This window comes from Paucibacter soli, assembly GCF_037482845.1.
Taxonomy (GTDB): domain Bacteria; phylum Pseudomonadota; class Gammaproteobacteria; order Burkholderiales; family Burkholderiaceae_C; genus Paucibacter_B; species Paucibacter_B soli.
Genome location: NZ_JBBHJW010000001.1, coordinates 650,664 through 670,912 on the forward strand (window position 1 = coordinate 650,664; position 20,249 = coordinate 670,912).

Below are 20,249 nucleotides of genomic sequence, written 5' to 3' on the forward strand. Positions count from 1 at the left end.
CGGCCAGTATCGGCGAAGGTGAGGCTCGATACACTCGGGCCGTTGTTGTCAACGATCGGAAAAGCGATGCAAGCGCGGTGCTGGCAAACGGGCCGGCGATGGTTGGAGCTGCTGGCCTTGCTGATAATGCTCTGCGCCCCGGCAGCCTCGGCCTGTGATCGCCCGCTGCGGGTGGCGATGGGTCTATTCCCGCCTTACATCCTGCGCGATGCGCGTGGTGCGGCCAGCGGCGCCGAGCCCGAGCTGCTGCGCGCCATCCTGCAGCAGGCCGGCTGCCAGCTGGAAATCGTGCCCGACCTGCCGCGCAAGCGCCGCTATGCGATGTTCCTGGCCGGCGAACTGGACATCCTGCTGGCCGCCAGCGAAACCGTGGAGCGCCGCGAGGTGGCCTGGTTCACCCCGCCCTACCGCATGGAGACCACCGCCTGGTTCGCCCTGCCGGCCAAGGCCGCGGCCTTGCGCGAGCTGGACGGCTTCGGCGCCGTGCTGCAGCGCCGCATCACCATGGTGACGCAGAACCTGGGCTGGTTCGGTGTCGAGTACGCCACCCTGCTGCCGCAGCTGCAGCAGGCCAAGCTGATATCCCAGTACGAGAACACCCGCCAGGGCTTGCAAATGCTGCTGGCCGCGCGCGGCGAGATCCTCATGGCCGACCGCGGCGCCGCGCTCTACGAGGCCGCCCAGCGTGGCGTGGCGCTGGCGGAGCTGCCCTTTGTGCCGGTCCGCGAACCGGTGCACCTGATGCTCAGCAAGAAGTCGGTCAGCGCGGCCGATGCGCGCACCATCAGCGCAGCCTTGCTGGTGCTGGAGGAACGCGGGGTACTCAAGGAGATACGTGGCCGCTACGGGCTGCGCTAGGGCAAGGCCAGATGCCCGAGGCCGCGGTTCATCGCATTCAGGATGGCGCCGTTGTCCTGGCTCAGTTCCCAGGCAAACAGGCCGGCCAGGCCCTGCTCGGTGACGAAGCGGCCCTTGGCCAGCACCGCGCGTGGGTCGTCGTAGCTCATCCAGAGCCTGAGCCCCGGGTGGTAGAGGCTCCAGGCCTGGGTCTGCGCATCGAACAGGGCGCGGTAGCCGCGCAAGCCCTGACCCCGCGGGCCCAGCTGGCGCTGCGCAATCTCGCGGTAGCCGGCCGAGCCGTCGGACCCGGGATAGACGCCGCTCTTGGCCGCGCCGCTAACGGGCTTGGCCACACCGCTGAAACCGCGTCCGTACATCGCCACGCCGGCCACCAGCTTGCGCTTGGGCACGCCGGCAGCCACCAGGTTCTGCACCGAGCGTTCGAGGCTGTCGTCGGCGCCGGGGGCGGAGCTGCGCAGGGCGCTGTGATGGCCCGCCCCGCTGCTCCAGCCGCCGTAGAAGTCGTACGTCATCATGAACACCAGGTCCAGCGCCGGCTCCGCCTGGCGGAAGTTGATGCCTTGCACGATCGCCTGGGTGCTGTTGACGGCGCTGCTGAGCAGGTAGAGCCGGCCGGTCTCGGCGCTCAGCCGGTCGAGCGCCCGGCGCAGCTCCAGCATCAGCTCCGCATAACCCTGGCCATCGGCGGGGCTGCCTAGCGATACCCCATTCGCCGCGCCATTGCCGCCGGGGTGTTCCCAGTCGATGTCGATGCCGTCGAAGGCCGCATGCTCGCGCAGAAACTGCTGCACCGAGGCCGCGAACAAGGCGCGCCGCGCCGCATCATTGGCCAGATGGAAGAAGGGGTCCGAGCCGCCCCAGCCGCCCACCGAGGCCAGCACCTTGAGCTGCGGCGCGCGCGCCTTCAGGCGGGCAAAGGCGGCGTCAAAGCGACGATCGACCTCGCTGCTGGCGAGCTGGAAGTCAGCTCGCCCCTCGCAGCGCACCGCATCCGCCGGCAATTGGCCGGGGCCGCACAGGCGCAGGAAGGCGTAGAGGATATGGCTCAGGCTGCCCGATGGAATCGCCTCAACCTGGGCCAGCGGCTGCCAGTTGGCCACATAGGCGCCCACCACCTTGGCGCTGTTGCGCTCGAAGTCGAGTGCCTTGGCGGCAAACAGCTCGGCCGCGGGCTGGGCCTGGCTGCTAGCTACCGCCGCCAGGCTGAGGCTGGCGGCCAGGGCCAGAAACGCAAGGCGAGATCTCATGGCGCCAGTTGCACCCGCAACTGCAGCTCGCGCTGGCCGCGCGCCTCGGCGTCGCGGCTGCTGAGCACGCCGCGCTGCTGGCGCTGCAGGTCCTGGCCGCTGCGCGCCACCGTGACCCAATCGCCCAGCGGCACCTGCACCGTGCTGAGCACCTGCTGGCGCGCGGCCGCCCCGGCATGGGCGCCCGGGCCGGCTGGGGCCAGGTCTTGCGCCTTCAATTCCACCCGCACCGGCTGGCTGCCACCGGGCCAATGCGGGCTGACGGTGAAACCGCGCGTTTCCCGCTCCACCACGCTCATGCGCGGCACTGCATAGACCTTGCCGGGCTGAGCCTGACCGGCGTTGAGGTCGGCCTGCACACCGTAGTCCAGCCATTCCACCGGCGCCAGCTCGCCGTGCTGCACCGAGGCACTGTGGCCGTTCAGCACCAGCAAGCGCTGTTGCGCCTGCTCTTCGCCTTCGTCGCGCCGCCGGGTGCTCAGCTCCACCGCGCCACGCGGCGACACCGAGCCGGCCGTGCCCACCACCACCGCGCCCTCGCGCACGCCCGCCACCGCGGCGCCGCTGACGCTGGACTCGACCCAGCGCAGCTCGACCCAGAGGTTCTGGCGCGGCCCCTCGGCGGCCCAGGCGGGCAGGGCCAGCAAACCGGTCAACAGAACGAGGAGGCGGCGATACATGCAGGCAGCATACGCCGACGATCAGGCCTTGAGCAGCGCCATCAGGCGGCCAACCGCCGGCTTGATCGTGCCATCGAGCACGGGTCCCAGGGTATCGGCGGCCTGTTCCATGAGCGCCTCGCCGGCCTTGGACGCCAGCTTGGCGCCCAGCTTCTTGAAGGCGGCGGCGAGCAGGCCGCGCAGCGAGGTGTCGGGCGCGCCGGCCTTGACCAGCGCCAGGCGCAGCTGCTCCTGCTCGTCGATGCTCAGGCAGGAGGCCACCAGGGCCACCATCGCCTCAAGCTTGAGCGTGACCAGGCTGGCCGAGAACGAACCGTCGCTGGCATGGCCCAGCTGCTGCAGGCGTGCCTTCAGGTGGTCGGCCAGCAGCGGGTTCTCCACTTCCAGTGCGAACAGCTCGCCCTGCTTGTGCAGCATGGGTGTGCGCAGCAGGGCCTTGAGTTTGGCGTCCAGCAGAGCCGGCGTGGAGCGGCGTAACTCCAGCGCATAGAGCAGGTTGCGCGCCTTGGCGCGCGTGACGCGCAGCGTCGCCACCAGCTCGTAGATCGACGGGTCGGGGCCGATGGCGCCCAGGGCCTGCAGCGCAAGCAGCATCGCCAGCTCCAGCTCGGCCTTGGGCAGCACGCCGAAGGACGGCGCCGTATACGCCGTCAGCAGACCGGCCAGCACGGCCCGGACCTTGGCCTCGGGAGCCGCCGCGATGAGTTTGTCAGTCTCCATGGCGGCCGAGCATAGCGCGCTAAATGCCCGCCACCCGCTTCCAGGGCCGCAGCGGCCACAGCAGGTTGAGCGCCAGGCCGCTCAGCACCAGGGCGGCGGCCAGCAGCTTCCAGGCCGGCAGCGACTCGCCCAGATACCAGGCTGCCGTGCTCATGCCGAACACCGGCACCAGCAAGGCCATCGGCACGATGGTGGCGGCCGGGTTGCGTGCCAGCAGCCAACCCCAGATACCGTAGCCGAACAAGGTATTGCCCACCGCCTGCCACAGTACCGCCGCCCAGGCCCCGGCACCTGCCGCCTGCACGCTCTGCCAAGCAAGACCTGGCCCCTCGACGAGCAGCGACAACGCCAGCAGCGGCGGCACCGCGAAGGCGCTACTCCACACCATATAGGCCAGCATATTCACCCGGCCGGCGCGCTTGCCCACCATATTGCCGCAGGCCCAGCTGAAGGCCGCCAGCAGAATCATCGCCAGGCCCAGCACGGTGGTGCTGCCATCCGTGTGACTGGCGATAACGCCTATGCCCGAGGCGGCCAGCAGCAGCGACAACCATTGGTAGCCCTGCACGCGCTCCTTGTTCAGGCGCATCGCCAGCATCAGGGTGAAGAACACCTGGGTCTGTATCACCAGCGAGGCCAGGCCCGGCGAGATCTGGCCGCGCATCGCCAGGAACAGCATGCCGAACTGGCCCACGCCGATCAGCAGGCCGTAGGCGGCCAGATTGCGCCAGGAGCTGGCGGGCCTCGGCACGAACAGGATCGCCGGCAGCACCGCCATGGCAAAGCGCAAGGCCGCGAACAGCAGCGGCGGGAAGGCATCCAGCCCCAGCCGGATAACGACGAAATTACTGCCCCAGATGGCGACGACGGCCAGGGCCAGCAGGAAGTGCCGCAGCGGCAGGGAGGCGGGCGCTTGACTCATCCGGCGAGACTAGCATCACGCTAGTCGCGAGCACGAGCGGATGTGCGAACTCCGGCCGGCGACGTGGCGCGGCGGGGGCATGGCCTTGGAGCCTGCTTACTTGCGCGCCGGCAGCTCAGTCACGAGCGTTCCGCGGCCCCGCGTCGAGTGGTAGTAGAAGGCCAGACCGTTCTGCCAGCCGGCGCAAGGCATCTCGGGCGAGGGCGTCCCCTTGCTGGCGCAGAACTTCGCCAGCGCCTCCACCGCAGCCATCTCCTCGGGCAGTGCCGGGCGCCGCGAGATGAACAGCAAACTGGCATCGCGGAAGGTGGTGGGCATGCACTTGCCGTACACCGCCTCGACGTCAGCGGCAGTGCCGCCATGCAAATGGTGTGGTGCAAGGGCACGGGCTCAAAAGCTGCAACGATGCAAGGCCTGCCCCGCGGTTCCGCGCGATCCGCAGGCCTTACAGGGACGACCCGGCATGCAAGATGGGAGACCTGACCCTTGGCCCGCTCGGCCGCTGCATGGGTCAATGCATGAGTTGCCTCCAGGCGTTCTTGCGATCGATGATCACGTCTGCGGGAGCATAGCGCGCGGGCCGACTCATGCCCATTGCGTGGGCTTGCGCGGACTGCACTGTAGGACCGGTGATTTCAGCGCTTACGGTGCAGCGATTGCTGCACGCATACGCCAGACCTGGGGGCGTCACATCGCCGTTCATCCGGTTGCCCGCACCGTTACCCGTGTGCGTGCTGAGTACGATGTCAACGACCGCAGCTTCTGCTTCCGTGAGCGGCTTGCTAGAAATCACCAGCGTGAGCAGATGCATGTTTTTCACTGCGCCTGCGTATACCGGAGTTCTCGCACCGTACACACGGAGAATATCCACACCCGTGGCAAGTGAAACCTTCGCGTCGGGAACACTCGAATTCACACCAAGCGACCAGCCGTAGTCGAGGTCGTTCACGTAGTAGAACGGCAAAACTTCCGAGATATTCGCCATGCCAGCCAAATACAGGTCGAGCATAGAAAACTTCTCGTAGCTACCATCAACCAACGTTGTCTTCCATGCACCCATGCCACCCGCGAGCGTGAGACCACCCTGCTCCATGATCGTCTCACCGAGAGACGAAATGCCCCAGTGACCACCTTGATATGCGAGGCGTAGCTCCGGCTTGGTCATATATGCAGACCAGCAGTGCCCCGTTTCATGATTGAAAGGATACGCCGCCAGTGAAGACGAGCCGAAATTGATGACACCGCAAATGCCAGGCAAGCCAAAGTTCGCCGAGTTGTCATAGGCATCGTCAATACCGATGCCCGCCGCGTACTGTTTGGCGCGTTCGAAATACGCCCAGTTCGCACCATAGGTTTCGCCATAATTGAACTTGGCGACCGTATCGAACGTACCCACAACATACTTCGCTGCCAATCGAGAAACCCACTGACTGTCATCGCGACGCGCGTAAGTCGGATCAATAATAGTGATGAAGTGACGCGAGCGATAGACGTTATCTGCGATTTTTTGGGCCGCGTCGGACGCCGGCGCCGTGTCCTTCAGGATCATCAAAGTAACCTCTGAAGTCATCAGCCGATCGATATTGAACGGAGAAAGTTCATTCCCCGCGCTGTCGAGTGCAACGATTTCCGAGGACACTGCGCGCATCATCCCATTATGAAGGGTGCTGTAACGATTCTCGTAGCGAGTCGGGCGGATGGTGGCGGTGTATATGCCATCAGCTGCACTCGAGTCGCCATGAGTGCCGTCGTCATAAAGTGTGACGTATTCTTCCTCATTCGGAGCAGGCGAACCTACTCCAAGGAAGCGTGTACGTGCAACAACCTTATTCACTGCGGCGACCGTTCCATCCTTGCGCTTCCCTTGGTTGCCCGTGAGATACGCCGTGTAGGTCACATCTGTTTTCCCCAGCATCGCTTCACGCATGGCCTTCGGCGCTACTTCAACGGCATGCAAGATGAAACTTGCTTCGTCTCTGTCTGGCTTGCCATTTTGGTTGTCATCTAGCAGGGTGAATTTATATTTCACCGAGCAATTAGCCACCGGCGTAATGCGGCGGACAGAGAAGCTGACCTGCGTGGCAGGGCAGTCACCCGAGAGACCATCAGAGTCTTCGCGATAACCGATCCCCTGGTACAGCTGATACCCACGATCGGGAGTCAGCAGTACCTCGATCGAATCACCCGGCTTGACGTCGACAATCGCGCCACTAAGCGACTGAGTACCGTCAAACGTCGAAATGACACCATTCACCGAGGCAAAGCTTACCTTGCTGACCGACGGCGGCTTCTTTGCCGAGCCCGTGATCGTGCAATTTCCAGCTAATGCCGCTGTCGCGATCGCTGCTGTCCCCGCACTTGCGAGCTCGATATGCGCACCGCAGCCGTCAAAAACTCCGCTGGTATAACCAGGCTGGAGCGTCACAGTCAAAGTCGCAGTTTTTCCTGCTTCCACCGCCACCGTTGCTGGAGCGAAAGATACCCCCTCAATCGCCGACGTCAGGACGGTATAGGTCACAACCGCTGGAGTTGGTGGAGTGATTGGCCCGGAAACCGCACCACCACCACCACCACCACCACCACCACCACCACCACCACCACCACCACCACCACCACCACCACCACCACCACCACCACAGGCTGCAACCATGAGAACGAGCGCTGCAGAGATTAGTTGAAAAGAAGTCCTCTTATAAGTACACATTCGGCCGCCTACATACCTAGGTTAATCAATCTAGTTGAATTCCACAACCTGTCGGGAGCTTACGCCCCTCTAAACGCGCGTGCAATTTAGAGATGTTCAAAAAACCAGAACGAAAGCAAATATCAAACTCGCCGTCTACCTGTCTTCCTGGGCATCGACCCGGAATCATTAGTTTTCATGCGGCATGCTGGCGTTCAGCGGGGCCGACTGATCAGACGTCAACCCGAGATTCCGCGCGTCAACGATTTTTCAAATCTCTCAAGCTCTCCTGAAAAGCAACTGCCAGTGTCACACCGACTCTTCAAGAGCTTCCGGGCCTGTGTGAAGGCCTCCTCGGATTTGCTCCTGTTCTTATCAAGACTTTCTGCGGAGCTGAAAAGCTCCACAAATGAGCGAATAGCATAGACTTGATCGCCAATATCGTGCCTTTCGTAAGCGCGCTTCTCTTTGGCAAAAGACATCAGCCTCTTGATGAAGCCGTCAAGCAATGCACTGGCGGCAGCTGCCATAACCGTGTCATCGGGCTTTTCACATGAATAGCGATTGAATTCGCCCCACACCTCATCGATCCCGCCATTGTCGATCACGTTCGCGCCGGAGACCCATCCGCGAATTTCCATTTGTTTGATGCCTTTTGCGAGTAGTTTTTCGCAGCTTTCTATTTTTATTTGCTTGCCACGCTCAACGTCGCCGTCAAAAGCGAAGTTCTTCTCCAGTTCACGGAGATCAACCTTTAGATTTCTTACTTGATAACCGTCTTTGTCGATATATCCCCGGATATGCTTCAACGTTGCATTGAATTTCTCTGCACGTTCAAGTTTTTCCTGTGTCGCCTGAATCCGTTTAGCATCCTCAGGAGACCTTCCTTGCCGCTCTGCAAGCGAAAGATACTGTCGATAATCCTCTCCCGTCTTAATCGCCGCCTCCGCGGCTTTTAGATTTTCGCCAACATGGTCGGAACAACCAGCGACGTTAAATACAATAAACAAAGATGCGAACGCCAATTTTCTCATGATCACCCTTTTATCTTGACTGTCGCTATGACGCTACTTCCAACTGCCGCGCCTATTAGGAAAATTTCTAAAATCGGCTATTTAAATCGATCAAACAGCTCGGAAAGTCCACCATTCTTCTTCTTCGACTCCAAGGGCATGCCAACCTGGAGCACATTCTTCTCGCCAACCACCTTCGCAGTGGAGAGGTCGTCGTCATTGACGGCGGTGACCTTCAACTCGTTGACTATGCGCCTCTCACCCTTGATGCGTTTGCCGGTCACAGGATGGATGATGTCTTCGCCTTGCGCGTAAACGACGAACATGTCCCCGGGTTTCACGCCATGACTTTTTCCAAGGTCGATCAGTGCCTCGCCATCATTCACCAATTTGATAACAAAACCCAATGACGGAAATAGATTTCCTATCTCGCGCTGCGTATTTTTACTCAGCATTTTCACCGCATCATTGATGGACTCAGCATGCGAAATCCCAGAGGACTTTCCCTCCACGGTGATAACGTTATCGACCGAGCCAGTCTCGGTATTGACGATGCGAATATTTAAATTAATGCCAGACTCATACATCGTGCCCAGACCCTGCTCGTGCCGACTATTTGAAAATGTCGAGAATGAACCCACAACAACCTGCCTGGCGCCGATCTGTTTCCCGATGGCGACTGCGGTTCCTTCGTCAACGAGTCCACTTTTCTGAAACCCTCCTTCGCGCAGTACTTTTCCAAGCATTTCGCGCTCGATGATTTTGAAACGTTTTAACCCGAAGAACGCCTCTGTTACCGTCTGATTAATTTCCGCTTCCACCTTCTCTTTGTTGGACCAATTCCAATAGTGATCCTTCTTGACGATCGGCAAAATAGCAAGCGTGGGTAGAGTGTCCGCTGTGCATTGTGGGCTCACGAAAATACTGGTGATGGTGATTAACCCTGCAATCAGCCTGCCAAGGGCACGAAATGGAAGCATTGAACCGAACTCCTGTCGTTGGTTTGAAAAATTTGAAAGCCTCAAAAAGCGCTGTCCCCAATAATTGCAATACCATTGCAACAGCTGATTTTTGCCGTCAACGATTTGATAGCTGGGGTGCTATTTCCGTACCGACGTCTCCGTTACGGGCGTCCGCGACCGGTAGTGGACTCGTAGAAGGACCGGCCATCTCGCGATCCCGCGCGTGGAATGTATGGTGATACTGTGCCGCGTGACGCGTAGAACTTTGGCTGTATTTCCACGGCGACCACTTCTTCAGGCTGAATCCGCGACTTCATCCTACCCAGCCATTCACAATTCCTTAATCTGATACACGAATCCTGCCGTTTCAGGTGACGGCGGCCTGCACCCTCTCGCTAAAGTCGAAGAGTCTTTCATCAGAACATTCGCCGACAATTGCCGCATGAGCAAACTCTTCGTCAAGCGGCATTCCTCTGAGTTCATGCCGGCGGCAGGACTGGCCCCCCTCAGCCTTCGCGTCATGCAAGATGGGAGACCTGACCCTCCGCCTTGACCCTCCGCCTTTTCTCCGCCTTCTCCGCCTTGCTCTCGGCATTGGACCCTCGGCCTTGGCGCCGGCATTCAAGATGGGAGAGATCCACGATGACTGGCAGCAGAATTTAGGCGAAACGGCTTTATTTGTTCAGAAGACTCCTGAGGACCACCTCGACTTCCGGAGGGTATCCAAACCAATACTCATCGCTTCTTCGGTACGGGTACAAGTTGGCAATCAGCGGCAAAACACCAAACTCCTGCGCCACCGACTCGAAAGTAGGCAGGACGAGCTTTTCAACAAACTCTGCCTCCTCTCTGACGTGGGTGAAGTACCCTTCCACCATCACGGCGTGAGCTGCGTACAGTGAGAACTGATCAGCGTAATGCCTTTTTATATCACTGCGGCCCCTTCGGGAGATCCACTTTGCGTCATCGACAAGACGCACGCGATCTGTAACGATTTCGCTGAACAGTTCATTGTGAAACTGCATCAATGACTGTCCCCACAAAGTTTTCACATCCTCGATTCGCTTTCCATTAACAGCATCAAAATCAACTATTTTATATTTTCTAAATATCTCTTTTCGCACGCCACCCACCTCCGCCACATCGACCAGGACGTGAATACTACCCAGCGCGCGCTTCATATGATTGACCGATGTGAACTTGTCGCCAGAATCCTGACCTATGACGACCTCAAACCCCAATGCACTGAAATCCTTGACCATTGCGATGGTTTCATGATTGGGGGATGCAACATGGCGTGAAAAGTATGCGACTTCACCGCCCACCCACTTCGGAAGATCCCCGTCGAGCCGATCGGTTACTTTTCCAAGAAGAATTGAATCCCTCCTGCGGGTGCGCAAGGTCTCCAAGGCATGCTCGCGCGGAACGAACAATCTGCCAATGGCTTTGTTGATGCGATCCATTGTGTTGTCTTAATATTATTGCAAACGCGCAGATCTATTTGCAGTTTCTACTCTGCAACAAGTGGGCACCTGACGTGGGCATGTGCAGCGCCCATTGATTCAGCTTGAATATTATCCTGCGGGTAACGAGTGCCGCGCCGAATGAAGTTCTCCTCAATATCCTTGAGCTCAAACTGTTCACTGAAATACTCCCGAATCGTCTCGCGATCAAGACCGTTTTGGCAGGTATAAACATCCGCCGTGAGGAAGCGCCGTTTCGGAAAGTTGTGGATACTGATGTGGCTCTCCTCAATCACCACAAAGCCGCTCCAACCGCCAGGGTCCTTGCCGTCATTCCCCTTCGCGAAATACACCTCAGGTGTCGAGAGCTTTTTCATACCAAGAAGCAGGGGAAGCTCATCGAGCGCGCGCAGAACGAGCTCACGGCTGGCGAGCTTTTCCTCGTTTCCACCGTAGCCGTCGATAGTTATATGTTCACCAAAATGCATGCAACAAGCTCCAAGACCAAGTATCAAGAAAAGAGCAGCGTTGTCCCCGCTCCGGAGATGATGAGTGCTAATGCTTTCTGCGCCAAGGCTCGCCGCCCCCCCATGGCACGTCTGCGACGAAGCGACACGGCAACAATCAGTGCCTCAAAGAGGAATAAATAGACTGCCTGGAAAGTCTGCATCAGCGCGACGAGTGCAACCACGGTTTCCATTGCCACGATGTAGATCATCGTGTTACCCACGACGTAGAGAGTTTCGTTGAGCACGCACAAGGTAATGATGCCTTTTCGCTGATCGCGAAATTTCTCGAGGAATGACCGTCTGCTCGTTGTCGAACAGCTGAAGACCGCCATACCCAAAGCGACATGCGCGACGCTGGTCCAGAACAGCGAGGGCCACACACGTGCGTCAAGCGCCACCATCTTGAAGACCACCGTCTCGGCGGCCCAGCAGCTGCAAGCAATGAGCATGAACCCCACGGTCTTGCGCTTGAAACCCCGGGATCCCATGCGCAGGTCGAATGACGCGATCCCTGTCCCAAGCATGATGACAATCATCGCCAGGCCTTGTTTGAGTGTCACGATCTCATGCAGAAGTACATAACCCACGCCAAGAGAGAGCACTGGCACCATTTGATAAAAAATGACTACCGTCGTCGGATCGTCCTGGCTCAGCGCACGCAGGTACGCCCATAGCAGCAGCACATTGATCACCGCGACCAGGACCATGCCCCCGATATTGCCGGGGCTCATTGTGAAAACAGTGGGATCCATCGCATACGCACAGGGGATGACGATGGCAGAGAGCAAGGAGGAAAAGATGAGCAAGGTGCTCACTCCGCCTTCGCTGAAGTATGTCGACAATAGTCTCTTGTCGACGATATTCGTGACGGCATATGCTATGGGCGATATCTGCGCCACAAGAAACAATTTAATATCCATCGGCGTCCCGGATATCCAATCGGAAACAATGTTCAATGAGGCAATGGCGCGCAAAGGCCTTCTTTCCAGGTCGCCTTGAAATACCTCCCTGAAATCAGCAAAAGCGGCCACCACTGCACGTCTAGGGCTAATGCCGTTTCTACGAATCAGTTGCGCCTACTGCGCCGGAAATGCGGCCTTTTCGCAATGAACGCCAGTCGTGCAAGCCACTGTGACGCAACGTCACGGCACTAGCCCAACAGCGCCCCTCGGCAAGCCCCCGCAGCATCCTTGATTCCGTGCATGGTTGTCTTGTGTCACTTGTGTCAGAGTCCCTTCACCAGCCCGGTCAACAAGGGCCAAGCAACGCAGGGAGGACGAATCCGTGATGCAACTTCACATCGATCAGGCGCGCAATCAACTGCGCATCGGCGTCGATACCGAGCCGGTCACCGGGCGCTTGCGCTGGGAGGCCGCTGTGCTGGCCTTGCTGATTCAAGGCGGGCATGAAGATGCGGCCAGCGCCTGCGGTATGGCCAGGCTGCAGGCCCGGCTGGCGCAGCTGGGGCAGAAGACGGCGCTGAACCGCAAGCAGCTGAGCCGGCTATGGGACAGTTTGGCCGAGCTGTTCGAGGCCGCGGGGCAGGCGACGGCGTTTGCCGCACGCTTTGGCCATGCGCCGCGGGCGCGCACGGTGGGGCCCTGGTGGTGGGCGCGGCTGCCGAGCGATGAGTTGCATTGCGTGCTGTCGCACCCGGCGCTGGATGAACAGCAGCTGTATGCCACCGCCTTGCCGGGTTTGGCTGCGCAGGCCGATGTCGCCGCCACAGCGGCGCTGTGCCGACAGTTCCTGCTGTTTCACGGCCAGGTGGCCGATGGCAACCATGCCGCGGCGGTCGAGACGCTCACCGATGCGACGGCCTGGCAGGGGGCCAGCCAGGAGCTGGACGCCTTGCGTCTGCTGCGGCTCAACGACAGCTACCGCACGTTGCGCGACTTCCCGCGCGGGCGCGCGGCGATGCGCGCTGCGCAGGCCCTGCTGGCCGAACACAGCCTCGCGCGCAGCTACCTGGCCGGTACCGCGCTGGTGCTGGAGCAGCGCATGAGCTACAGCGAGGCACCCACCACGAATTACGCGGCCATCGGCGCGGTGCTGCGCCCTTTTGTCGGCCAGGCCGCCGGCCAGGCGCATCTGGAGGTGGATTGCTTTGTGCGCGGCAATGCGCTGAACCTGGCCGCGCTGTGCGAGCGCCGCTGGATCGAAGAGCATGCGCGCCGCGAGGCGCCCGAGTTGTGGCAACCGCATTGGCAGGCCGCGCTGCGCTACTGGTGCGCGGCCTTGTTCAGTTATCTGGTGAGCTGCCAGTTCGAGTATGTACAGTACGCCTGCGCCAATCTCGCCTACTTCCTGCAGCGCTGCTATGTGCTGGGTCTCAGCGCCGAGCCCGACGGCGCGCTGGCCTGGTATGGGCTGGCGCAGGCCTGGCAGAACCGTTTCGACCTGGCCGACAACACCGTCTGGGAGTATGTGTTCCTGGGCGATTTCTGGCTCTACCACCCGCAAGCGCGCCAGGCCTTCGCCAAGCTGGATGTGCGCGCAGAGTGGGAAGGACGCCGCCCCGATTCGCTGGATTTCTACGTCTATGCCGAACGTCGCGCCCGCGAGATTGGCGACCCTCGGCAGACCGCGCACGCCGCGTTGAACCTGTACCACTTCGTGCGCCAGCGTGGGCTGGGCGAGTTGATCGAGCCGAGCCGCAGCGCCCTGAGCCGCGTGTTGCGCGCGCATCCGGATGTGCTGGAAATCCTGCTCGCCGAGGGCTATCCGCTGCCCAACCTGCGCGGCACCGCGACAACCGAGCTGTTGCAGGCAGGCTAGGCCCTACTCCATCTCCACCCGATTGCGCCCCTCGTGCTTGGCGCGGTAAAGCAGGCGGTCGGCACGTTCAAGTGTTTGTTCCAGGGTCTCGCCCGCACGTTGCTGGGTCAGGCCGGCTGATACGGTCACATTCAGGCTGGCTTCCGCCACCGCCACGCGCTGCTCTGCGACGCGCTCACGCAGGCGCTCCAGCGCGGCCAGGGCCGGCGGCAGGCTGCTGTCGGTGAGCAGGACCACGAACTCCTCGCCGCCCCAGCGCGCCATCACATCGGCGGCGCGCAGGGTCTCGGTGCAGGTGCGTGCAAAGGCGCGCAGCACCGCATCGCCGGCGGCATGGCCATGGCTATCGTTGACGCGCTTGAAATGGTCGATGTCCAGCAGCGCGATGCACAGGCCGCGGCCGTTGCGCAGGCTGCGCAGCAGTTCCTGCTCCAGCTGGGTCTGCATATGACGGCGGTTCAGGAGGCCGGTGAGCTCGTCGCGCGTGGCCAGGGCCTGGATACGGGCCAAGGCCTCGGCCAGCTCCTTCTTCTGCTCGGCCAGGCGCTCGCGTATCTGGCTCAGCCGCCCGGCCAGTATCGACACCGCCGGCAGCATGCAGGCCAGCATCACGAAATGGCCCAGCTCGACCGCGGGCACATAGACCGCCGGTTTGATCCAGGCCATCAGCGCCATCGCCAGGCCCATCATCGCGAGCGCGTACAGGCTCACCGCCAAGGCCGTGCGGGCGCGCACCTGGAACATGCCGAACATCAGGATCACCATCAGGATGGGAAACACCGCGCCGCGCACCGGCCCGGCCAGCGCGTAGCCCGCGGCCCCGCAAGCGATGGCATAAACCATTTGCGGCACCGTCAGCGAGGGATCCTTGAGCCGCAAGGACCAGCCGCAGCGTATCGCCAGATAGGCGGCCAGCAGCCCGCCCAGCGAGAAGCCCGTCCACCAGGCCACCGGCGTGCGGGGCGCCTCGCCCACCCAGACGGCATAGTGCATCACCGCGATGCTGAGGCTCATCAAGAGCAGGGCCAGGCCGGCCTGGGCCAGGCGCAGGCGCTGCCTGGGCTCGCGGGTGAGCAGCAGGTCGGCGAGGGCTTGGCGCAGTGCTGGCAGCAAGGTGTGGGCGCGGGGGAGAGTCGTTGAAGGGATACGACTCGCCGCAGTCTAGCCTGCGCCTGCACCTTGCGCGGTGGGGGCTGCCCTTCCTGTCAACCCTGGTGTTCGCAGCGCCCCATCTTGGCGCCCGACTGGATCTTGGAGATGAAGCCCAGCGGGAAGCCGGTCTGTACCGAGTTGCCGTTCTGGCACACGAAGACCTGCTTCATGTCCACATACCAGGTGCCCATCGCCCCCAGCAGGCCGCCCACCATCTCGGTGCCGGCGCCGTTGATCGAGCCCGGGTTCTGCATGCCCAGACGGTAGGCCTCGGCCACGCCCTGCTTGCGGAAGAAGTCCGCGAGCTTGATCCAGCCCACGCCCTCGACCCACATCACGCCCTCGAAGTTGCCCAGCCAGTAGGAGCCGGCACGACCGATGATGACCTTGCCATCGTCACTCATGTCGTTGATCTGCAGCGGCACCAGGCCGAGGTCGGCCTCGACGGCCGCCGGGCCCTCGGTGGCGCAGCGATCGACATACTGCCAGGTTGCCCAATCGATCTGCGCCGGCAGCGCCACGTCGGTACACCAGCGCAGGCCGGCGATCTTGCTGACCGCGTTCGGACCCTTCTTGGGGTTCCACAACAGCGGGCCGTTGGAGATGCGGTCCTCGTAGCTGACACCGTCATAGTTGCGCATGACCGCCTTGGTGGTGTCCAGCATGACCCGGGTGCCGTCGCGATTCACCGCATAGGCATTCACCGCGCCGTGTAGCTTGAACAGGTCGATGCGCTTGCCCTGGTTGACCCAGGCCATTGCCTTCGAATAGTTGGTCTCGCCCAGCACGACGCTGCCGTCGCCCGACACAGCCTGGGCGCGCAGCCAGCCTTCGCTCGCGTAGTCGAAGCCGCTGTCGTCGAGCTTGCGCATGCCGCCCGCCTCGGTCCAGGCCACCGGCACGATGGAGCCGCCGAAGCTGTCCTGGCATTGGCCGTTCTTCTTGACGTCCAGATAGGCCAGACCCACCGCCGTGCGGCCGTCGTCGTCCATCGCAAAACCGTAGCTGGAGGACACGCCCTGCTGCCCCTCGCCGCCGCAGCTGTCGCCATTCAGGTCGCCGATGCTGCTGAGCTTGCCCGGGCCGGCCCACAAGGCCATCGCGTTGATGCCGTTGCCGTTGAGATCGGCGTTGACCAGGATCTTCTGCCCGTTGCGGCTGATCGCGCCATTGGTGCCGATCACATTCGGCGGCATGACCTGGATGCCCTTGTTGATGTCCCAGGTGAACTGGGTCGCATAGAACAGGCCCGAGGCCATGCCGCCGTTCTTGGACAGCTTTGCCAACGCGGCATCGACCACCGGATAGAACTGCACGCCCTGGTCATAGCCATTGAAGGTCAGGTTGGCGGTCTGGGTGCTGCCGGCCACCGCGGTGATGGCCGTCATGTCGCAGGCCTTGTCGTTGGCCGGGTTGGCACTCTCGGCCACGTTCCAGTATTCGGCCTCGGACACCAACGGGCGCGGCGTGGTCGGATAGCCGCCGGCGACGATCTCCTCCATGTACAGCCAATAGCTTTGGCCCGGCTTCAGGTTGTTGATGCGGAAGCGGCCATCCGGGCCGAGCTTGCCCTGGGTCTGATCCCCGGTCATCGCCGACACGGCGTCGCCGAGCGGGTTGTTGACGTTGCGGGCGATGATGTTGATGCCGCTGTAGGGGGTGCGGCCGTCCTTCAGGCGCAGCACACCGCTGATCGAGCCGGTGCCGCTGCGGTAGGCCGCGGTGGGATAGAGGTCGGAAATCGCCGCGATGTCGTCGGGCATGTCCACCGTGCTCATCTCGGCGCCGATCTGGGCGCGCGGATTGATGTAGGGGAACATGGTCTCGACATACTGGATGGGCATGTCGTTGCCGCCCCAGCCCGGGATGTGGCGGGCCGGCACGCAGCCAGGTACTCCGGGGTAGAGGTCGTACCAGCCCGGCATGCTGAAGTAGGCCATCGAGCCGTTCACCTGCGAATGCGACAGGTTGAAGGCATGGCCGAACTCATGCGTCATGATGCCGTTGAAGAAGCGGCCGTCGGTATCGTTGGCCTGCACCGCATAGCCGTTCATCAGGGCCATCGCCTCGACGATGGTGTCCTCGTAGCCGTCGCCGTCGCTGTCGATGGCGATCTTGGGGAAAGCGATGCCCAGCACCGAGTCGGGCGAGACGCCGAAGAAGTCGGCCAGGATCTCGCCGGTGGTGTCGTAGACGACATGCAGTCCGCGCCCGTTCTCCTGCGCATAGACCTGCCGGGCATTGTTCACCGTCACGTCGGCATTGATGGACGGCACCTTGCTGAAGTCGCCGGCCCAGTAGGCCTTCAGCGTCGAGGTCGGCACGGCGCTCCACTGCCCAATCGCGAACTTGACCATCTCGTTGGCGCGCGCGTTGGTGATGAAGGGCGTGGTGCCGTCGAAGTCGTAGGTAAAGACACCCAGGTCGGTATAGACCGGGATCGGCGTGGCGGTGTTCCAGCGCAGCGGCTGGGGATCGCGCGGCTTGTCGTTGAGCATCAGCGGGCCGGCGGCCTGCACGGCCACGCTGCCCAGCAGGCCGACCGCGAGTGCGGCGACGATTCGGTAGGTCTTGTTATTCATCATCGCATCACTCCTTTTTCAATCCACTGGCCGGCAACCGCGCGGTTCACCAGCGACATCAGTGCTACGGCGTCCACATCGCCGGCGGGCTTCTTCAGCATCGCGGTTTCGGTAGCGCTCAGCAGGCCGGCGTTGACCGCCACGTCCTTGAACAGGTTGCGGTTGAAATCGGCATTCGCGGTGCGTCCGCCCACCGTGGTGAACTTGCCCTGCTCCAGGCCCACGGTGGTGCGCAGCCCGGTCTTGGCCGCGGGCCGGTACATGAAGGCGATGACCTGCTCGTCCTTGCGCCACTTGGCAAAGCCCTCGGGCGCCTGGCCCAGGAAGAACTTGCCATTGGCCATCTTGCGGGGCTTGAGCATGCCGAACTGGCGGAACTTGAACTCCGAGCGCGGAGCCAGCTTCTTCTTGGCCGAGGAGGCCACCGACAGGGTCACCTCGGTGTAGGGCACACCGTTGTCCATGCCGTCGCTGACGTTCTTGACCGTGCCGGAGACGATCAGGTCGGAGGTTGCGATCAGCTTGGTGAGGTTGTGCGGCAGCAGTTGGGTGGCCGCCGCCGGCATGGCCGTCAGGGCGCCGGCCAGCAGCAAGGCCGCCAGGCCGGTCTGGCGCCAGGCACTGGTGGCGGAAGGGGCTCGGGGCTCGGGCGCCTCGGGGCGAGCAATCATGGGGGTCTCTCCTATGGGCTGGGGCGGCGGTGCGTTCACATGCAGACATGCGGGCACCGGGAAGGCCCAGCATAGGGAGCCAGGGGGGTGGCCCGGGCCCCCCGGCGCGGGGGGCCCTGAGCCATGGGGGCGGGAAAGCCATGAGGCCGCTGCCGGCCTCGACGCCGGAGGCTCGGGGCCCGCCTATCAGGCGCCGATCAGGCCCAGCGCCCGGGCACGGCTCACCGCGTGCTTGCGCGTGCCGGCCTGCAGCTTGGCGTAGACCTTCTTCAGGTGCCACTTGACCGTTTCGTCGCCGATCGCCAAGGCCTGGGCAATTTCCTTGTTCGAATAGCCGCGCGCCAGCAAGGCCAGGATGGCGCGCTCGCGCGGCGTCATCTGCAGCGCCGCGGCCGCGGCGTCCGCATCGCCCAGCGGGGTGGCAAAGGCCGGGCGCCACAGGCCGCCCTCATCCGACAGCAAGGCCAGCGGCGCCTCGGCCACACGGCGCGCGGCCGGCGCCTGGCCGCTGGCCGGCTGACGCTGTTGCTGCTGCTGCAGCAGCTCGATGGCCTTGCGCGCGTGGCCGAAGGCGGCGGGCCAGTCCTGCGCGGCCGCGCAATCGTCGGCCAGCTCGATATAGAGCGGGGCGAGCGGCTTCCAGCCGGGGATCTGCTGGCCCTCGTGCAGCGCGGCCAGCGAGTAGTGCAGGGCCGGCGTGGCCGCGCGCATCTCGGCCGGGGGCGGCAGACGGTGGCGGCGATGGATCTCCGCCAGCGCCTCGTAAACGCCCAGGGTCAGGGCCGTGAAGCCATGCGCGGCGATCAGCTCGCGGGCCTCGGCAATCGCCGCCAGCGCCGCATCGGGCCGGCCCGCCGCGGCCAGGGCGCGCGATTGATGGATCAGGCACAGCGCCAGGTTGTCGGTCGAGCGAGCCTCGCGGTACATGCGTATCGCCTCGTCCATGGGCGCCACCGCCTCGACGCCACGCCCCTGCAGCAGCAGGTTGCGCGACAGCTCGGCGCAGGCATTGGCGCGGTTGATGCCGCCCGGCGTGGCGGCCAGCGAGCGCAGCGAGGCGCTGGCCAGCTCATGCGCCTCCTCCAGTCGGCCGAGTTCGTTGAAGAGCGCCGCCAGGCGCGTCTGGATGGCGCCCAGCAGGGTCGGCCAGCCGGTCTGTTGGGCGACGCGTTCGGCCAGGTCGAAACAGGCCACCGCATCGTCGGTCTCGCCCAGGCCCTGCAGCGCCGTGCCGGCGTTGATGACGCAGATCAGCGCCAGGCGCAGCAGTCCCATGCGCTGGGCCTGCTCGCTGGCATGCAGGAACAGCGCCGCCGCCTCGGCCGGCTCGCGCCGCGACAGGCGCAGCGCGCGTGCCGCGCTCCACAGCGCATCGCCCGCCGCGTCGATGCCCACGCCCGCGGGCGGAGCCTCGCCCGGATCGACAAAAGCGCCCTCGTAGGCAGCCCAGGCCTCGGCCAGCGCCTGGCGCTCGAGCAGCCGCGCCTCGGCGTAGACGGCCGCGGCACGCCGGTAGGCATCGAGCTCGCGCTCGCGCTGGCCGCGCGCCTTGGCCACGGCGGCCTCGGCCAGCAGCGCATCGCCGCTGGCCAGCGGATCGGGGTGCTCGGCCAGCCAGGCGCGGGCGTGCGCCAGCTGCTCCTCGGCCGCGTCCAGGCGCCCGAACAGGGCGGCGATCTCACTGCCCGTCAGCGCCAGCCGGATCTGCAGGCGCCAGTCGGGCGTGCCGGCCGCAGCGCGCAACTGGGTCAGCGCCTCGTCCACCAGTCGTTGGGCGCGGCTGCTGTCGCGCTGCCGCAGGGCCCAGGCCAAGGCCGCACTTTGCGCCGGCTGCGCCCCGGGCAGCTGGCACTCCAGCGCCGCCAGCTGGGCGCCCGACAGATACAGAGGCAGGCTCGCGGCGGGCTCAGTCATGCGGCATGCTCTTGTGCAGCAAGCGCTTGGCGCGGATGTCCGTCATGGGTGGCAGGTTCGGCAAGGTGGCGCCGGCCATGCGGGCCGGGGCG

At 63.2% G+C, this 20,249-nt stretch carries 18 protein-coding genes; 2 read left to right on the forward strand and 16 right to left on the reverse strand.

Annotated elements, in window-relative coordinates; all coding sequences use genetic code 11:
• The first annotated feature begins 126 nt into the window (after positions 1 to 126).
• Entirely contained in the window at positions 127 to 858 is a 732-nt protein-coding gene (locus tag WG898_RS03110) for a substrate-binding periplasmic protein (RefSeq protein ID WP_339601610.1), read from the forward strand.
• Here the strand turns inward: WG898_RS03110 and WG898_RS03115 are convergent.
• The 12 genes from WG898_RS03115 to WG898_RS03170 all read right to left on the reverse strand — a co-directional run bounded on the left by WG898_RS03115 (position 855) and on the right by WG898_RS03170 (position 12,091).
• Entirely contained in the window at positions 855 to 2,108 is a 1,254-nt protein-coding gene (locus tag WG898_RS03115) for a glycoside hydrolase family 18 protein (RefSeq protein WP_339601281.1), read from the reverse strand. The genes WG898_RS03110 and WG898_RS03115 overlap by 4 nt on opposite strands.
• Positions 2,105 to 2,788, reverse strand: a complete 684-nt coding sequence (locus WG898_RS03120) for a hypothetical protein (RefSeq protein WP_339601282.1) — start codon at positions 2,786 to 2,788, stop codon at positions 2,105 to 2,107. Before WG898_RS03120 ends, WG898_RS03115 begins: the two co-directional genes overlap by 4 nt.
• Before the next feature lie 21 nt (positions 2,789 to 2,809).
• Positions 2,810 to 3,508 carry a hypothetical protein gene (locus WG898_RS03125; RefSeq protein WP_339601283.1) on the reverse strand — a complete coding sequence of 233 codons (699 nt, stop codon included), beginning with the start codon at positions 3,506 to 3,508 and terminating at the stop codon, positions 2,810 to 2,812.
• 19 nt (positions 3,509 to 3,527) lie between these two features.
• Positions 3,528 to 4,409 (reverse strand): EamA family transporter, encoded by an 882-nt coding sequence (locus WG898_RS03130; protein WP_339601611.1) that lies wholly within the window; start codon positions 4,407 to 4,409, stop codon positions 3,528 to 3,530.
• 117 nt (positions 4,410 to 4,526) lie between these two features.
• Positions 4,527 to 4,748 carry a hypothetical protein gene (locus tag WG898_RS03135; RefSeq protein ID WP_339601284.1) on the reverse strand — a complete coding sequence of 74 codons (222 nt, stop codon included), beginning with the start codon at positions 4,746 to 4,748 and terminating at the stop codon, positions 4,527 to 4,529.
• Between the two features lie 193 nt (positions 4,749 to 4,941).
• Positions 4,942 to 6,948: a choice-of-anchor X domain-containing protein gene (locus WG898_RS03140; RefSeq protein WP_339601285.1), complete on the reverse strand. Its 2,007-nt coding sequence runs from the start codon at positions 6,946 to 6,948 to the stop codon at positions 4,942 to 4,944.
• The gene (locus tag WG898_RS03145) at positions 6,945 to 7,076 is read right to left on the reverse strand and encodes a hypothetical protein (RefSeq protein ID WP_339601286.1); all 132 of its coding nucleotides are present in this window, start codon (positions 7,074 to 7,076) and stop codon (positions 6,945 to 6,947) included. The genes WG898_RS03140 and WG898_RS03145 overlap by 4 nt, the downstream gene beginning before the upstream one ends.
• 276 nt (positions 7,077 to 7,352) lie before the next feature.
• On the reverse strand, positions 7,353 to 8,147 hold the full coding sequence (locus tag WG898_RS03150; RefSeq protein ID WP_339601287.1) for a hypothetical protein: 795 nt from the start codon (positions 8,145 to 8,147) through the stop codon (positions 7,353 to 7,355).
• Positions 8,148 to 8,224: 77 nt separating this feature from the next.
• Positions 8,225 to 9,106: a CsgG/HfaB family protein gene (locus WG898_RS03155; protein ID WP_339601288.1), complete on the reverse strand. Its 882-nt coding sequence runs from the start codon at positions 9,104 to 9,106 to the stop codon at positions 8,225 to 8,227.
• A gap of 656 nt (positions 9,107 to 9,762) precedes the next feature.
• Positions 9,763 to 10,551 (reverse strand): hypothetical protein, encoded by a 789-nt coding sequence (locus tag WG898_RS03160; protein WP_339601289.1) that lies wholly within the window; start codon positions 10,549 to 10,551, stop codon positions 9,763 to 9,765.
• A gap of 47 nt (positions 10,552 to 10,598) precedes the next feature.
• The gene (gene speD, locus WG898_RS03165) at positions 10,599 to 11,039 is read right to left on the reverse strand and encodes an S-adenosylmethionine decarboxylase (protein ID WP_339601290.1); all 441 of its coding nucleotides are present in this window, start codon (positions 11,037 to 11,039) and stop codon (positions 10,599 to 10,601) included.
• 23 nt (positions 11,040 to 11,062) lie between these two features.
• Positions 11,063 to 12,091 carry an EamA family transporter gene (locus tag WG898_RS03170; protein ID WP_339601291.1) on the reverse strand — a complete coding sequence of 343 codons (1,029 nt, stop codon included), beginning with the start codon at positions 12,089 to 12,091 and terminating at the stop codon, positions 11,063 to 11,065.
• A 256-nt stretch (positions 12,092 to 12,347) separates the two neighbouring features.
• On the opposite strand from WG898_RS03170, the gene WG898_RS03175 reads away from it, so the two are divergent.
• Positions 12,348 to 13,838 carry a hypothetical protein gene (locus WG898_RS03175; RefSeq protein ID WP_339601292.1) on the forward strand — a complete coding sequence of 497 codons (1,491 nt, stop codon included), beginning with the start codon at positions 12,348 to 12,350 and terminating at the stop codon, positions 13,836 to 13,838.
• A gap of 3 nt (positions 13,839 to 13,841) precedes the next feature.
• Here WG898_RS03175 and WG898_RS03180 read toward each other — a convergent pair whose 3' ends face one another.
• The 4 genes from WG898_RS03180 to WG898_RS03195 form a co-directional block, all read right to left on the reverse strand.
• On the reverse strand, positions 13,842 to 14,951 hold the full coding sequence (locus WG898_RS03180) for a GGDEF domain-containing protein (RefSeq protein ID WP_339601293.1): 1,110 nt from the start codon (positions 14,949 to 14,951) through the stop codon (positions 13,842 to 13,844).
• 92 nt (positions 14,952 to 15,043) lie between these two features.
• The gene (locus WG898_RS03185) at positions 15,044 to 17,575 is read right to left on the reverse strand and encodes a hypothetical protein (RefSeq protein ID WP_339601294.1); all 2,532 of its coding nucleotides are present in this window, start codon (positions 17,573 to 17,575) and stop codon (positions 15,044 to 15,046) included.
• Positions 17,572 to 18,243, reverse strand: a complete 672-nt coding sequence (locus WG898_RS03190) for a hypothetical protein (protein ID WP_339601295.1) — start codon at positions 18,241 to 18,243, stop codon at positions 17,572 to 17,574. Before WG898_RS03190 ends, WG898_RS03185 begins: the two co-directional genes overlap by 4 nt.
• Positions 18,244 to 18,429: 186 nt before the next feature.
• On the reverse strand, positions 18,430 to 20,157 hold the full coding sequence (locus WG898_RS03195; protein ID WP_339601296.1) for a LuxR C-terminal-related transcriptional regulator: 1,728 nt from the start codon (positions 20,155 to 20,157) through the stop codon (positions 18,430 to 18,432).
• Positions 20,158 to 20,249 lie beyond the last annotated feature (92 nt).